The organism is Neisseria sp. P0014.S002, from assembly GCF_051958295.1.
Lineage (GTDB): Bacteria > Pseudomonadota > Gammaproteobacteria > Burkholderiales > Neisseriaceae > Neisseria > Neisseria flavescens_B.
In genome coordinates, this window is record NZ_JBQCVO010000001.1 from 78295 (window position 1) to 93798 (window position 15504).

At 46.1% G+C, this 15504-nt stretch carries 11 protein-coding genes and 1 CRISPR repeat array (1 of these 12 only partly in view); of the genes, 1 reads left to right on the top strand and 10 read right to left on the bottom strand.

The window, feature by feature from the left end; translation table 11 throughout:
• Positions 1-2515: a CRISPR direct-repeat array (repeat unit 32 nt; unit sequence GTTTCAACACACAGCCGCCTGAAGGCGGCTGG); it begins 2686 nt to the left of the window's first position.
• 189 nt (positions 2516-2704) lie between these two features.
• From cas2 to pip, 10 genes are all read right to left on the bottom strand, one after another.
• Positions 2705-2998 carry a CRISPR-associated endonuclease Cas2 gene (gene cas2, locus ACTHSX_RS00340; RefSeq protein ID WP_440376637.1) on the bottom strand — a complete coding sequence of 98 codons (294 nt, stop codon included), beginning with the start codon at positions 2996-2998 and terminating at the stop codon, positions 2705-2707.
• A gap of 3 nt (positions 2999-3001) precedes the next feature.
• Positions 3002-4015 carry a type I-C CRISPR-associated endonuclease Cas1c gene (cas1c, locus tag ACTHSX_RS00345; RefSeq protein ID WP_440376636.1) on the bottom strand — a complete coding sequence of 338 codons (1014 nt, stop codon included), beginning with the start codon at positions 4013-4015 and terminating at the stop codon, positions 3002-3004.
• 210 nt (positions 4016-4225) lie between these two features.
• Positions 4226-5911 (bottom strand): AlwI family type II restriction endonuclease, encoded by a 1686-nt coding sequence (locus tag ACTHSX_RS00350; protein WP_440376635.1) that lies wholly within the window; start codon positions 5909-5911, stop codon positions 4226-4228.
• 1 nt (position 5912) lies between these two features.
• Positions 5913-6761, bottom strand: a complete 849-nt coding sequence (locus ACTHSX_RS00355) for a DNA adenine methylase (protein ID WP_440376634.1) — start codon at positions 6759-6761, stop codon at positions 5913-5915.
• A gap of 82 nt (positions 6762-6843) precedes the next feature.
• On the bottom strand, positions 6844-7494 hold the full coding sequence (cas4, locus tag ACTHSX_RS00360) for a CRISPR-associated protein Cas4 (protein ID WP_440376633.1): 651 nt from the start codon (positions 7492-7494) through the stop codon (positions 6844-6846).
• 2 nt (positions 7495-7496) lie between these two features.
• Entirely contained in the window at positions 7497-8348 is an 852-nt protein-coding gene (gene cas7c / locus ACTHSX_RS00365) for a type I-C CRISPR-associated protein Cas7/Csd2 (RefSeq protein ID WP_440376632.1), read from the bottom strand.
• A gap of 12 nt (positions 8349-8360) precedes the next feature.
• On the bottom strand, positions 8361-10118 hold the full coding sequence (cas8c, locus tag ACTHSX_RS00370; RefSeq protein WP_440376631.1) for a type I-C CRISPR-associated protein Cas8c/Csd1: 1758 nt from the start codon (positions 10116-10118) through the stop codon (positions 8361-8363).
• Positions 10115-10759, bottom strand: coding sequence for a type I-C CRISPR-associated protein Cas5c (gene cas5c, locus ACTHSX_RS00375; protein ID WP_440376630.1), 645 nt, complete (start codon positions 10757-10759; stop codon positions 10115-10117). The genes cas8c and cas5c overlap by 4 nt, the downstream gene beginning before the upstream one ends.
• A 231-nt stretch (positions 10760-10990) precedes the next feature.
• Complete coding sequence (gene cas3, locus ACTHSX_RS00380) at positions 10991-13492, bottom strand: CRISPR-associated helicase Cas3' (RefSeq protein ID WP_440376629.1); 2502 nt, start codon at positions 13490-13492, stop codon at positions 10991-10993.
• A gap of 340 nt (positions 13493-13832) precedes the next feature.
• Complete coding sequence (gene pip, locus ACTHSX_RS00385) at positions 13833-14762, bottom strand: prolyl aminopeptidase (RefSeq protein WP_440376628.1); 930 nt, start codon at positions 14760-14762, stop codon at positions 13833-13835.
• A gap of 124 nt (positions 14763-14886) precedes the next feature.
• On the opposite strand from pip, the gene yciA reads away from it, so the two are divergent.
• Positions 14887-15321, top strand: coding sequence for an acyl-CoA thioester hydrolase YciA (yciA, locus tag ACTHSX_RS00390; RefSeq protein WP_063076484.1), 435 nt, complete (start codon positions 14887-14889; stop codon positions 15319-15321).
• Positions 15322-15504 lie beyond the last annotated feature (183 nt).

The window sequence follows — 15504 nt, forward strand, 5'->3', positions numbered from 1 at the left end:
GGATGCAATGCTGTCCAGTGATAACCCGCAGTTTCAACACACAGCCGCCTGAAGGCGGCTGGTGGTGGGCAAATCCGTCAAAGGATGGACGTCATAAAGTTTCAACACACAGCCGCCTGAAGGCGGCTGGTGAGTAACTCACTCAAATGGGTTAAATATATTCTTGTTTCAACACACAGCCGCCTGAAGGCGGCTGGAACTCGAACGCTTGGAACTGGTTAGGCACAATGAAGTTTCAACACACAGCCGCCTGAAGGCGGCTGGCAAAATCCACTGTGTCAGACGTGAAGCGGACGCGGTTTCAACACACAGCCGCCTGAAGGCGGCTGGCACCGGCCAACGCCGCCGAACCTAAAGCAATATTAGTTTCAACACACAGCCGCCTGAAGGCGGCTGGACCTGACGATTCCCCTATTCCCTTTCCAGTCTTGTTTCAACACACAGCCGCCTGAAGGCGGCTGGGAGCTTCCGCGCCAATCATATAGGCATATGATGAGGTTTCAACACACAGCCGCCTGAAGGCGGCTGGGACATTGCTATTGTTGTACATAGCAACAGGGTCAGTTTCAACACACAGCCGCCTGAAGGCGGCTGGCGCCGTCAGTCACACCGACGGACAGCATGTCAAGGTTTCAACACACAGCCGCCTGAAGGCGGCTGGGTATAAGCCGCCACATAATTAGCAGCGCGAACGGTTTCAACACACAGCCGCCTGAAGGCGGCTGGATTTGAATATGGTGCTGAAGCCTTTCCTGAAACAGTTTCAACACACAGCCGCCTGAAGGCGGCTGATGGGTAAGCTTGAATAATGATCTGTTGTTTAATGTTTCAACACACAGCCGCCTGAAGGCGGCTGGGGGCTTATATGCCGTAATTCTGAGGACAGACAGGGGTTTCAACACACAGCCGCCTGAAGGCGGCTGGCTGGACTCGACCGACAAATCGTGATGGCCTATGCTGTTTCAACACACAGCCGCCTGAAGGCGGCTGGACGCGGAAATTGACTATACCGACATTAACCAATAGTTTCAACACACAGCCGCCTGAAGGCGGCTGGCAATTCAGACAACTCCAAATCCGTGATCGTTACTGTTTCAACACACAGCCGCCTGAAGGCGGCTGGATACGCGATATTGCTGAATATAATATTGTCCATTGGTTTCAACACACAGCCGCCTGAAGGCGGCTGGATGGTACGACCTGTCCGATTTTGATGATTACGAAGTTTCAACACACAGCCGCCTGAAGGCGGCTGGTCCAGAAGCTGGAATGGGTATGACTGGAACTATTGTTTCAACACACAGCCGCCTGAAGGCGGCTGGCAAATCTACGACCGTTTGAGCTTACCCTACACGGTTTCAACACACAGCCGCCTGAAGGCGGCTGGCAGAACGGAAAACGGTTTCTTCCAAACCAATATCAGTTTCAACACACAGCCGCCTGAAGGCGGCTGGCCACACCGCCCTGTCGGACAGGGCGGTACACATAAGGTTTCAACACACAGCCGCCTGAAGGCGGCTGGGTAAAATTTTTACTAGTAAATTATTAAAGCGCGTGTTTCAACACACAGCCGCCTGAAGGCGGCTGGTTGAGTGGAGGGTGTTATATATGCCCCCTATTGGTTTCAACACACAGCCGCCTGAAGGCGGCTGGACTATCCTACATCTTATATAACAAGCTACGATACGTTTCAACACACAGCCGCCTGAAGGCGGCTGGTGCCCGACCAAGTTGCGCCAGTTTCAGGATTGATGTTTCAACACACAGCCGCCTGAAGGCGGCTGGGTTTGTCCAGTTCGATAAATTCGACGTTTGGGGAAGTTTCAACACACAGCCGCCTGAAGGCGGCTGGAAAATCATTAACATCTATAATGAAAAACAAGAGAGTTTCAACACACAGCCGCCTGAAGGCGGCTGGTAAGCGCGCCGTTATCGGCGATAATCGCTAAGTAAGTTTCAACACACAGCCGCCTGAAGGCGGCTGGAAAACCGTGAATCCAAGCCTCGACAGGAGCAGGGTTTCAACACACAGCCGCCTGAAGGCGGCTGGCCGAAAAACGGAACGCCTGAAAGCAAGTTTATTGTGTTTCAACACACAGCCGCCTGAAGGCGGCTGGGAATCTGCCCAAGCGGTGCGCCCTTGATGGTGTAGGTTTCAACACACAGCCGCCTGAAGGCGGCTGGAAACGGATTTAAAAATAAAACGGCGGATAAATCGGTTTCAACACACAGCCGCCTGAAGGCGGCTGGTCCCCTGTCTTATCCTACATCCCCCCTCTTATATCGTTTCAACACACAGCCGCCTGAAGGCGGCTGGTTGTTAACTTTCTGCCTGAATCACAGGCTATCTTGTTTCAACACACAGCCGCCTGAAGGCGGCTGGGCCGTCAAAGCCATCGATGATGACATGACGTTCAGTTTCAACACACAGCCGCCTGAAGGCGGCTGGCTGCAAGCTCCTGCACACCACTACCAAAGACGTTGTTTCAACACACAGCCGCCTGAAGGCGGCTGGCGCCTCTCTCAAAAGCCTTGTTCCATCAGGTTTCGCAGCCCTGATTTCGCTAAGCTCTCAAGAAAAGCGCGAACGCGAGTATAACACAGCCTTTTCTGTTACGCCCACATTTGCAATATCCTGATTGTTAAAGAACAATCCCAATTCGCCAACCCTGCCGTATTTTCATGAGAACTGCAGGTTGGCGATTCACACAATCAACGTATCCTTAAACACATCCACCGCTGGTTTCGCGCCGTGGTGTTCCACTTTGCGCCGCCATTTGCTGCCTAAATGGTAAAAGCGCAGGCTGTCGGTTTCGGGGTTGTAGGTTTTCAAAAGTTTGTCTTTTAAAACAACCCATTGGTCAGGCGTGACATCGCATTCAAATACCGAATATTGCGCCCGCACACCGTAATCTAAGCAATGTTTTGCGATACGGCGCAATCGCGTTTGCCCATTTGGATCGTCAAAAGAAATATCATAAGTAATCAGCATTAACATGGTTTATCTCATCAAAAACGGCGGATATTCCGCCAAATCTCCGCGCAAGTGCCGCGCTAACAGCATTGCCTGAATATACGGCAGCAGCCCGATTTCCACCTCTTCACCCAAAAACGGATGAACGATTTTTTCCTGTTTTTTTGCCTGCAAGGCTTGGAACAAGAGCTTACGCGCATCCGCTTTTAAGCTAACCGCGCTGCTTGCCTCGGTAACGAAATCCTGCGGTTTGATTTGCCCGCGATTAATCAAGGAAAGCACCAATCTGTCCGCCCACCACGCGCGGAATTCTTCCAAAATATCCTGCGCCAAACTGTCGCGTCCCGGTCGGTCGGCGTGCAGAAAACCTACCTGTGGATCCAGCCCCACGCCTTGCAGCGCGCCGCTGATGTCCTTGCCCAAGATGCTGTACACAAACGACAACAGCGCATTCACTCCGTCTCTGGGCGGACGGCGGTTGCGCCCGTCAAAAGAAAAACCGCTTTTTTCACTCAAAAGCTGCCCGAACACGCCGAAATACCGCGCCGCCGCATCGCCCTCAATGCCACGTACCACGTCCAGCTCCGCCGCGCCCTTCAACTGCCGCAGCGAAATGTTCAAAGCATCGACCGCACTTTGAATCGCTGCATTCTCGCCGTAATTGCGAATCTGCCGCTGAAGCACCCGCTTACTCGCCTGAATCTTCGCCGCAATGATATTGCGCGCAATCGGCACGGGATTTTGCTCCGACACCCGATACTGCGCCCGACGCAGCAGCACATTGCCGCTTTGCCACCCCTGAAGCCGCCCCAAATAACGCCCATTTTCGGTAAAAAACGCTAAATTCACATTATTTTCACCGCAAAACCCCAGCAAAAACGGCGACACCAGCACATTCCCAAAACAGAAAATATGTCCGATGGAATGCACCGGCAACTGCGCCACCTTCTTACGCTCCTGCTCCACCACCAACGTCTCCCGCTCCTTATGCAGATAGCTGCCTTGAGTGGTAATGTAGAGCGTGTTTTGTAGTTTGCGCATGGTTGAAATCCTCGTATTTTTAATATATTTTTTATTTTTAAATCAAAATTTTTTAAATTCCTTTCTGAAAGGTTTTAGGGAATATCTACACTTATTTGTAGCAACTGTGTTCCGCTCGCGTCCTCTGAACGTAGTTTAGACAGTCTGAAAAAGTAACTAGCCCTTCAAACGGGCTCAATAAATAATGGAAATTTTTAGCCCATTAGATATTTAAATCCAATTCTGAATACCATCTTGAATCCGTCTAAACCAAATATCTTCATCCTCTGCCTCTTGGTTATAGAGCCATTGTTGCTCCAACCAGTTTTCTAAAATAGAAACTTGTGAAAATTGTTTTGCAATTCCAACTCGGAAAAATTCAATGAAACTATATAAATCCATAGGAATAATTTTAGTTTTTCCACCATACCTTTTAGTATGCATTTTATTCAGATTAAAAAAGAATGCCTTTGTTGCTTCTGATATTTTAGGCGCAATAAAAAAACAATATGCTTTGTTATGCTGTAATTTATTAACCAAATCACCATAGTGCCGGGGAACAGACGACCCTTCCATATTAAATTGAGTTTCACCACGAGACATTGTTACTTCAATAATGCAGGAAAAATCCCCATAATTAATTTCAATATCCGGCTTATTTCCTGGAGCAGTATTAAGTGGCATGCCATCTAAATCAAAAATAAAATTCCCAGCAATTTCTTTAGTGTGATTTAAAGCAGCAAAAGCACGCCAAACATTCCACTCAAGAAACAAGGGGGCATCAGGAACCTCTTTATCAATAATTTTATTGAATATAAGATAAATATCATTCAAATCATCTAATTTATTTTCTTTTAATTTAATTATATTATTGCTTACAAATTTATTCTTTCGCTCAGTTTCTAGCGCAACCAAATCGTCTTTTAACTCATCAATAGTCTTACTTTCTAATACTACTTGTTCAGCTGATAAAAATTTTATCTTATCAATTAGTCTATCTTTATTATCTAAAAATAGTTTTAATGAGTCAGGATCAAATAGATAATTTTGAAATGACTTTACACTATCAAAATGCATTGGATGTCTATCAATATTTTCCAAAATAAAATTTACATCATCTTTTCTAGATGGTGAAATCTTAATTCTCATAGTTTTAGAGTCAATTGTAACCAACTCAGTTGCACGGATATATCTAAAAAAAGCATCTGCGTAATCGCGCATATTACTTTCTTTTGTTTTTATGAATTTTTCAAAAGTAGAGTATTCACTTTCTCGTGTGTAAAATTGATTATTAACAATCTCATGATGAAATATCTCTTTTATTTCTGCAACAAACTCACCCGAAACAAAAGTTCTCCAGCTTGTTCTTTTTTCTTTCCCACGTTCTCTAAAAGAAAGAATCTTATTTTTAATAAAATCAAATTTATTAAAGTTTGTTAGCTGTAAGAAAAATAGGGCTATTTCTAGCTTAGAAATAGAACCTAACTCCTTAATGAGGCGCAACAACTCTAAATAAGGTTTAACATTAAATTCAATGGTATTTGATTGAGTGTGGTAAGGAGATGGTAATTGAAATTTTAATAATTGTTTGGTAAAAATTTCATCTAATCTTTTCTCTGAAATAAGCTGTTTGCCAGCTTTGGTTAAGTTAATCTCTGGTGTTAATTGAATAAAACCAAGTGCTTTGGGTGCACGTGTAATTCGATCTCTAGCTGCTAAAGCTGGATCTGTTGGCCTTTTCTCCCCTTCATAAAAATTAGATAAAAATAAAGTATCAAAAAATTTAATCTGTGTTTGTGTATTCCATTTTTTCCCTTTAAATTTTTCATCTAACAACCTCAGTTCGGGAATAATTTTCTCCAATGTTCTCGGTGAAGTAAATCCAAAAAGATGCTTACTTTTAGATAGTGATGCCATTCTAATTCCTCACTAAAATATGTTTAGATTCTGATTTAAAACGATTTCTAATATTTACGGCGTACGATTTTTCGTATTCGTGAACAATACGAGAACCATATAACTCTTCTGTTAATGGTGTTTTGCCAATTACCATTAAAGCAGGAGTATGCAAATTATTAAAATCTTCTGCTAACTTTCGGTGCATTTCTTCAGAAAAGCCACTATCCATCTCTATATTTCCATAATCATTAAATACACAATCATATGGAGGATCTAAAAATATAAAATCGTTAGAATTAGCTTTATTAAAAATTTCAGAATAGTCAGAATTATAAATTTCTGTATTTTTTAATAATTCAATATGCTCATCAGTAATTAATTTAGTATTAAAATTTTTATACCTCCCATAAGGTACATTAAACTTTCCTTGTGCATTATAGCGAATCATCCCCGAATAAGACGTTTTATTAATAAAATAATAAATAGTAGCTGGATTATATTCCATTAATAAATCACCATTAAACATTTCTCTCATTTTATAATAGAGGTCCTCATTATCATCTTGCGCTCTTGAATCGGGAGCTAATTTTTTTAAATACTCAAATTTTTCCCTATTAGTTTCATAAATACACTGCAATTCTTCCAATTCTTTGCGTACTTGTTGATGATGCGACTGAAGATTAACATAAAAAGAAATTAATTTTTCATTAATATCGTTAATAATGGAATTCTTTTTTCCTAACTCAAAAAACATTGCTCCACCACCTAAAAACGGCTCGATATATCTGCCCGTGAAATTAGGAATAAATGGTAAAATTTCTGATAGTTCTTTTGATTTTCCACCACGGTATTTTAAAATAGGTTTCATCACATTATGACCTGTCTATAAAAGAAAATTTTAGCCAATTATAGCTGTTTTTAAAAAAAAATATCATCTGAAAATCTACAACTTACTCCCCAAACAACCCCTCCACATACCCCACACTCCTATCCCGTTTCCCCAACAATTCCGGCTGGCAAATCTCCGCTAACGAGCAGGCTTTGCAGCGTTTGCCGTAGTCGGGCGGCGGGGTTTGGCCGCTGTTTAGGAGTTCGCGCACAGCGGCGATGGTGGCGAGTGTTTGGGCGCGCAGGTCGTCTAAAAACACGATGGGGACGCGGTGGCGGGTTTGCATATACCACAGCGCGCCCTCAGAGATGGTTTGCCCCGTCATTTCTTCCAAGCACAAGCCTTGGGCGCAAAGCTGGATTTCATCCATCGGGTCAGGTTTGGGCTTGCCGCGTTTGTATTCCACGGGTTTCAGATGGCCTGTTTTCATTTCTACTTCCACCAAATCCAACACGCCGCTGATGCCCAGCTTCTCCGCCGACACATGCACCGTCCGCTCAAAGCGCACACCCTTGCGCGTTTCCGGCTCACCCGAATCCACCCGTTCATGCAGCGCCTTGCCCTGCGCGGTCAAATAGTTCTCCGCCCACGCCTGCTCGTTATGAATCAACGCGCATTGGCGCGGGCAGAAGGCGTAGTGTTGCAGAGCGGAAAGGGGAATCAGGCGCGTGTCCTGATTTTCCCTTTGGATTTCGGTTGAAAGTGCGGTCATTTTTAGCCTAATTTACGCAGCAGCTTGGTTTCGCCAAGATTTTGATCGTCCACGCTGACAAGGTAGTCGTCAAAACTCCTTGCTACTTCCACACCGTCTTTTTTGGCCACCTGAATACGTTTGAACAGACTATCAGCAGGCACATCACCTAGATTATTGCTGTGTTCAAACACATAAAGTCCGCGTGCGTTCATTTGTCCGCGTGCGGCGGAATGGTCGTGGTCGAACATATTGACGAGTGCCTGCCAAAACAGTTCTAAATCACTTTCGGAAAAACCGGTTTGCTTGGCGAAGTGAGCGGAAATAAAGCCATGGCAGCGGTATAGACCGTAGGGAACGGTGAATTTGCGACCCATGGTACGGTTGTCGCCGGTTTCACTGGCATCTTTTTCGTTGGTAACCGCCATGCGGGTAATGCTGTGTTCTAAGGTCATGACGGGATCGATAGAGCGAGAAAAAGTCAGTTGCACGGGACCGCGCACTTGTCCTGCATTTTTGCCGGTAGTCATCACTGCGCCGAATGTGCGGATGTCGTAATAACGGCTACACATGTATTGGCGAGCAGCTTCAGTTTTTTCGCCCTTTTCTTTGCCTTTTACGTTTTCCTGCTCGTGCGCCTCATCAATCAGGTTGTTCAATATACCTTTTTCGCGGATGAAGATGTCGTGATGTTCGTCATTTTGAGTCATTTGGATAAAATTGCGGACTTTGCGTTTCAGGCAAACATCGGTTACCAAACCTTCGCCAGTTTGCGGGTCGATACGCGGCAGGTTACCTGCGTCGGGATCGCCGTTGGGATTGCCGTCTTGCACATCAAATAAAAAGACAAAGTCATAGCGTTTTTCAATAGTCATAGCGTTTGCTCCTTATGCAGTTTTCGCTTCGTTGAACAGGTTTTTTAATGCGTCTTTGGTAAACAGGAATTGGGTTTCGTGGTAATAACCGATGGCAAATAGGCCTTGCTGTTCCAAATTCAAATGGTTAGGAAATCTCTGACAATGTTCCAAAATCTGGCGGATTTCCCATTGCAGTTGCACAGCGCGTCCTTCAAATTCCAGCTTGTTCAAATGGTGCGGCAACAAGCGCATCAGTGTGCCAAATACGGCAATCGGCGTACTGCTTGCCGAACCGAAATAGCGGTCAGCAATGGTGGCGTTCAAACCAGGATTGGCTTCGGCCTGTGTTTTTTCCAGTACGGCAAACAGCCGCCCCAGCACATAGCCGATGTCTTGGCGATTTCTATCTAAGCTCATAGTTAGCTCCTTCATGTTTTTCAGACGACCTGCGCGGATTGCGCGATTGATATAGGCTTTAAGCAGACTTGCCCTGCCATAGGTAATTTTCTGTTCCGCCTTGTTGCGCCGCAAAGCAGCCTGCAACAGGCTGACGGGTAAAACGCGGTTGTTGAGTGCGGCATCGGTTACTTGGGCGATTAGATCGGACGGCAGATTTTCCATTTTGCCGTCCAACACCAAATTGCCCAGCAGGCGCGGCAACGGCATATATTCGGGGTATGGCGAGTTTTCGCCACGCACCATCTGCAAATCGTCATACCACGCCGCAATGCTTTCTGATAAGGCAGCGACAGTCGTTTCATGCCAAAAGCGGACGACAATGCGTGCGGAATTGGGTGATAGACCTATAAGGTAGAATTTTTCTTTGCCGTCCGGTTTTTGGTATTGGCCGTTGTACAGGCTTTTATAAAGAGTTTTAACGGCATCGATATGCTCATCGGGCTTGTCTTTGCCGCCGCCACTAATCAGCGAAGCAAGACTCTCTTCCAACAGAGTCGGTTTCGCGCTCCAACAGATAGCCGTTACATCGCCGATGCGGAAGCGGCTTTCACCGGCAAGCAAGGTGTTTAAGGCGGTGGTGTATTCGAACATGGCTTGTTCGCCCACGGGAAAGATAAAGCCTTGCTCTTTGCCGTATGATTCAAAAGCCGACAGATTTACCGATGTAAACGGGGCGGGCTTGGCATTCACACCTTTCACGGCGTTATGCAGCCGCGCAATCGGCGCAGGTTTGCCAGTTACTAGGCAAATGCCTTTGGGGACGTTATCGGATTGTGCCTGATTAGCTTGATTCACATATGCCTGAACTGCCTTTGATTGACAAACCAAATCTACTGCCTCGTCTACCAAGCGGAAGCTGAGATTACAGCCTTTGACTTTGGCACATTCTGCCCAATTTGCAGCCTGCATGACTTTGCTTTTTTCTTCCGCAGAAGCCAGAAAGGCGGCAACGGCGGCAACACCTGCATCATCGGGCAACGCCTGTTTCAATTCGTTTACATTGGCAGTAAAGCTGACATGCTGTTTATCCGCCTGCTCCTGCCCTTTTTCTCCAGCATAGGCAAGCACATAACCGTAGTGATCCCACAAAATATTGCTTACTTCGTAGGATTTTGAACCGCTCCTGCCCAAACCTTTCGGCACTAAAAAAGTGCGGGCAACTTTTTTCTTATTTTTCAACTCGCGGGTATCTTCAAGCTGAATAAATTTGCCCTGTTTGCCTATAACAATAATGAACGGGATTTCTTTGTTTTCAAATCCTTCAGGGGCAACACCGCCATCGCTTTTGGCTTTACGTTGGTAGTATTGGGTGAGTGCGTGCAGAATCATCGTTTCACCTCCTCGCTGTCGGCAGGCGGCACAGTAATCACGCCGTTTACCGCTTTGCATTGGTAAAACATGGGCTCGGCGTTATTGGAATCGCGCGGATCGGATTTGCTGAAATCCATGTCGTACAGCATAAAGCCGAAATCTTGGGTAATGTCTTCGCGTGGCAAACCGTCTTCAGCCTTTTCAAGTAGCCTGAAATGGCAGGGAAACTCGCGGCAACCCAAATAAGGCTGGTGGAAATATTGCCCTTTTTTCGCGCGCCGTTTGAACATTTCGGCAAATTTGACGTAATTGTCGCTCTCGCCCGCTTCACTGGTCATGTCAAAATCGGCGTGAATGCGGTAGGCAACGTCTCTCAGCAGCATGGATGCGCGCTGCTGGCGGTTATCTTCAATATAGAGCGAGCCGCTACGCTCACTCATCTTAGTTCCCACTTCGTTGCGGCGGATATTCGTCCACTGAATCGGTTTGAGAATCTCAAGCTTCTGTATCCGCCATCGAATGGCGGGTTTCCACAAGATTGCCATTAGGATATTTCGTGCTACTGATGGTGTAATTACGGGATAACTAACCCGTTCCACCTTAAGCTCCGGCCTGGTGAAGCACGCCAGCTCACCGCTAATTTCTAAAATGAAACTCATATCGACTCCTTATAATAATTCTATAAAGCCATATTAATATTACCATGCTATTCATGTCAAGTGTGATTCGCTTATTTTTTCAATAAACTGTAAAATATACCTGCGCTAAACCTCTTTCCATACAATTGATTAAATGGATTATTAGCGGTCAGTCGCTTCTGGGCGGCTGTGTGTTGAAACTATAATGCCATGTTAAAAATGGCAAAATGCCCCTAGAAATAGGGGCATTTTTCATAAAACCGAATTTTCAGGCAGCCAGGCCGTATCGTCAAAATCCGCGCCAAGCACGGCTTTGTAATAGCCCTTATCTAACACGAGCAATCCCGCTCTTGAAAAAACGGCATGTTCAGGCAACTTTTTCAGTTCGTGTTCGTACACAGTAATCGTGTAGCGTTGCAGCTTGCGGTAAACCCATTTGTGTTTGAGCGGGTCGCTTTCAAGCAAGTTGAACCAGCTTTCAAACGGCTCGGGCAGCGGTGGTTGATCGGTTTGCCCAAAGGAGTTGTCTGGCGGCTGCGGAAAGCGTTGTTTGTCCAAAATATCCTGCCATTCTGAAACTTCAACACCATCTAGATGTCGTCTGAAAAAATCGTCCAGCTCGTTTGCTTCGACGATTTGCGGACTGCCGTCTTTTTCCCAATGAGCCAACGGGATAAACGGCACAATGAGTGCCACGCCTTGGTTATCAATCAGGTGGAAACGTTCGGCAGCTGTGCGGAATTTAATTGCCAGTGGATTTTCATTTGATGCTTCTGCCGTCAAAAGCGTTGTGATACCGTGTTTGTCCACATCACCTTTGCCGTTGAATCGGCGGAAATATTCGGCAAATGCCAACGGGGAAAGCGGGTCATCAAGCAGCCCTGCTTTCAGCATCTCTTCGGTAATGTCCTGCCCCTGTTTCAGGCTGCCGCTGGGCGCGCCTTCTTCGGCGCGGAATACGACTACTTCGCCCAACTGCGGCAGTTTGCCTTCACGGTTGCACCGTCCCGCCGCCTGGGCAATGCTGTCCAGCCCTGCCATCGCCCGATAAACGCAAGGGAAATCCAAATCTACGCCGGCTTCAATCAACTGCGTGCTGACCAGCCACAAGGGCTTGTGCAGGCTGCCTGCGCGATACAGTGCCAAATATCGGCGAACCAACGCAATCACTTCGCTGCGGTGTGTGGCGCACATATTGGCAGATAAATGTAGCTTGATTCCGTTAGAAGGCAGGGCGGCAGAGAGTTTTTGGGCGTGTTTTCGCGTATTGACCACTGCCAAAACACACGGGCGCGCGGCTATTTCATCGGCAATTTCCTGCCAGCTTTGCGTTTCGCCGTTTGGCGGCGGCATTTTGATGCGGACGCGGCGCAGTTTTTCCGATAAGGCAATTTTGTCTGCCACAATTTCGCGCACATCCGGTAGCCCTTCCAAAATAGTGCGACCGAATGCGTCGATATTTTTGCCAAGCTCCGGTTGGGTTGCCGTACACAGCACAAAGGTAACGCCATAATCACGCGCCAACACCCGCATCATGTCGGTAATCGGCTTTTGGAAATCGCGCGGAAGCTGCTGGGCTTCATCCAAAATCACCACGCTGTCGGCAATATTGTGAATCTTACGGCAGCGGCTGGTTTTCGCCGCAAACAGGCTTTCAAACAGTTGCACGTTGGTGGTAACAATCAGCGGCGCATCCCAATTTTCCGTAGCAAGACGAGTTTTCGCTGTTTCCTTGTCTTCTTTCACTTCTAAATTGCTATGGTGTTCCAATACCACGTCATAGCCTAATGCTTTGCGGAAAACATTGGCGTTCTGCTCGATAATACTGGTGAAAGGAATGGCATAGATAATACGTTTTTTGCCAAATTTCAGTGCGTGTTTCAAAGCAAACCCCAAGCTCGCCAAAGTTTTACCGCCACCGGTCGGCACGGTTAAAGAAAACAAAGTGCGGTCGGTTTCTGCGGCAGAAAAAGATTGCTGCAAAATGGCATAGCGTTCTTGATTTAAGAATGAATCTTTATCTGATTTCTCATGCAGTTGCGCCATATATTGCTCATATCGTCGGTGCAACTCATCCAAACCGGGAAATTTTGGGCGCAATCCGGCAGCCTGCGCAGTATCCGCATCGGCATATCCGTTCATAAAGGCTTCGGTATCCAGAAAATCGGCATCCACCAAGCAGGAAAAGAGAAAACGCAGCCAAATATGCAATTCCTCCAGCTTTGCCCCTTCTTTCCAAAATGCAAAAAAATCCCGCTTCAGATCATCATCTGATAACGGGAAAAAATCTTCGGACAAACTGCTTTCCACCAAACCCGACAAAGACGCCGCCAACTCGTCATCCGCCTGTTGCAGACGAAGTTTCAGGCTGCCTTTGTCATACCAATCTGCCAGCCCAGCATGATGCCCGGCAATCAAATACGCCAACAAATGCCCAAAAAACGGATTAAGGTGCTCTACTGCATATTTGGCACCGGCAGTGGAATGCGGAATTTTGCGCAACTTGGTAGATTCGACATCTTCCAAATGGGCATTTTCTTTTTCAAAGCCGGATGCATTACAGATATATTTCTGAAAAGCTTCCTGAAATTTCCCCAAATCGTGCAAAAGCCCCGCATATTCAGCAAACAACGACCCATAACACCCTGCAAAACGCTTGGCGAGTTGGGCGACTTTTTGTAGATGTTTTTGCAGGGGATGGGAATGCCAATTTTTTGATGAGTCCTGGCGAGCATGAGCAATTTTGTCAGTCATCCAACTTCCTAAAATGAAATTAATTATAGATTTTTAAGAAACACATGTTACCCAAGCAATTTTTCTACATGTTTCAACAGCAACTTGGTTACCCATGATTTCGCAATCATACAAGTTTCCATTAGATGGGATTGTAAAAACTAATATTGTCCATCTACCTTACAGATGCAAGCAATGGTAAAGCTTACCATCACTAATTAGTTAATTTATAAATCATATACCAGGTAGTATTCATACTCAATAATATTGCATATAAACATTTACCGTTTAATATCTAGCAAGCTTTGATTTAAAAATGCCGTCTGAAACTTTTTCAGACGGCATTGTTATTTATCAACCTTTATAACTTGCTTCTAATATCCTCTACTGCTTTCACTAAAGCCTCAGAAAGCGAAGGATCAAAAGAAGAGTGGCCTGCTTGGACGATTCTCAATTCTGCTTCAGGGAAGGCTTGCGAGAGCTCCCATGCGCTTTGCATCGGGGTGCATAGGTCGTAGCGGCCTTGGACAATGATGGTTGGGATATGGCGGATTTTGTCGATGTTTGCCAAGATGGCTTTATTGCCCTGCAACCAGCCTTCGTTTACGAAGTAATGGTTTTCGATTCTTGCTATGGCAAGGGAGGCTTGCGGGTCTTCATCCACGTCTTTAGGTTCAAACTGAATAAGGTAGCTTTCCCAGTCTGCCCATAATTTGGCCGCTTTGAGGCGTGTGGCTTCATCTTCGCTGAACAGCATTTCATGGTAGGCTTTAATTAGGGTTTGGCGTTTGTTTTCGGCTACGGGGGCAATGAATTTTTGCCATTGAGCCGGATAAATTTGGCTGACGCCGCCTGCTTCGTTCAACCATGCCATTTCAGACGGCCTGCACAGGAAAATACCGCGCAAAACTAAGCCGCTGACGCGTTTGGGATGGGTTTCGGCATAAGTCAGCGACAAGGTGCTGCCCCATGAGCCTCCGAAAACCAACCATTTTTGGATACCGAGCATTTCGCGTACTTTTTCAATATCGGCAACCAAGTCCCATGTGGTGTTGTCTTCGGTACAGGCATACGGTTTAGAGCGTCCGCAACCGCGTTGGTCGATAATGACGATGCGAAAATGCTCTGGATTGAAAAAGCCGCGACAGGCCGGTGACGCGCCTGCTCCGGGGCCACCATGCAGGAAAATCACGGGGTGTCCATCAGGATTGCCTGATTCTTCCCAGTAAATTTCGTGAATGTCGGATACGCGCAAAAGGCCGCTATTGCGTGGTTCTTGAATCGGATGCATGAGCTTTCTCCTTTGTCTGATGAATATGTTGATTGTAACACTTTGCCTTCTGATTTTTCAGACGGCCTACATAGGTTTATCGCCATAAATGGCGTAAAATAGCACTTTTTTGACAGGATTTTTTATGGCTGACAACAAACAAACGCATGCTGCACCCGAAGGACAACTTTTATTGCGTACGGTAGCCATGCCGCGCGATACCAATCCTAATCAGGATATCTTCGGCGGCTGGATTATGTCGCAAATGGATCTGGGCGGCGGTATTTTGGCGGCAGAAATCGCACAGGGACGAATTGTAACCGTGGCCGTTCAAGAAATGAATTTCATCAGACCGGTAAAGGTTGGCAACGTCGTGTGCTGCTACGGTCATTGCGTCCGCGTAGGCAATACTTCTTTGCAACTGAAAATCGAAGTGTGGGTGAAGACTTTGATGAACGATATGGTAACGGAAGACCGCCAACTGGTCACCGAAGCCGTGTTCACTTACGTCGCCATCGATTCACAAGGCAATCCGCGCCCTATTCCTCGCGAAGGCAATGCAAAGCTGGCTCATTTGTAAGTTAAAAATTCAAAACAAGGCCGTCTGAAACCTCAACGTTCAGACGGCCTTTTTTAATACAGAAGCAAAATGTAATAATATTTCTTTTTAGCTAAAGCAAGACGAAGTATCTGTTTTTTAGGTTTAATTCAGGCTGATTGATAAGACAAAGACCATACACCGGCTCCATATAACACTGCCCTA

Coding starts and splice junctions, on each gene's coding strand:
- pip (WP_440376628.1), bottom strand. CDS start 14,762: ATGCATCCGATTCAAGAACCACGCAATAGCGGCCTTTTGCGCGTATCC.
- cas5c (WP_440376630.1), bottom strand. CDS start 10,759: ATGAGTTTCATTTTAGAAATTAGCGGTGAGCTGGCGTGCTTCACCAGG.
- ACTHSX_RS00355 (WP_440376634.1), bottom strand. CDS start 6,761: ATGAAACCTATTTTAAAATACCGTGGTGGAAAATCAAAAGAACTATCA.
- cas4 (WP_440376633.1), bottom strand. CDS start 7,494: ATGACCGCACTTTCAACCGAAATCCAAAGGGAAAATCAGGACACGCGC.
- cas1c (WP_440376636.1), bottom strand. CDS start 4,015: ATGCGCAAACTACAAAACACGCTCTACATTACCACTCAAGGCAGCTAT.
- cas7c (WP_440376632.1), bottom strand. CDS start 8,348: ATGACTATTGAAAAACGCTATGACTTTGTCTTTTTATTTGATGTGCAA.
- ACTHSX_RS00350 (WP_440376635.1), bottom strand. CDS start 5,911: ATGGCATCACTATCTAAAAGTAAGCATCTTTTTGGATTTACTTCACCG.
- cas3 (WP_440376629.1), bottom strand. CDS start 13,492: ATGACTGACAAAATTGCTCATGCTCGCCAGGACTCATCAAAAAATTGG.
- cas8c (WP_440376631.1), bottom strand. CDS start 10,118: ATGATTCTGCACGCACTCACCCAATACTACCAACGTAAAGCCAAAAGC.
- cas2 (WP_440376637.1), bottom strand. CDS start 2,998: ATGTTAATGCTGATTACTTATGATATTTCTTTTGACGATCCAAATGGG.
- yciA (WP_063076484.1), top strand. CDS start 14,887: ATGGCTGACAACAAACAAACGCATGCTGCACCCGAAGGACAACTTTTA.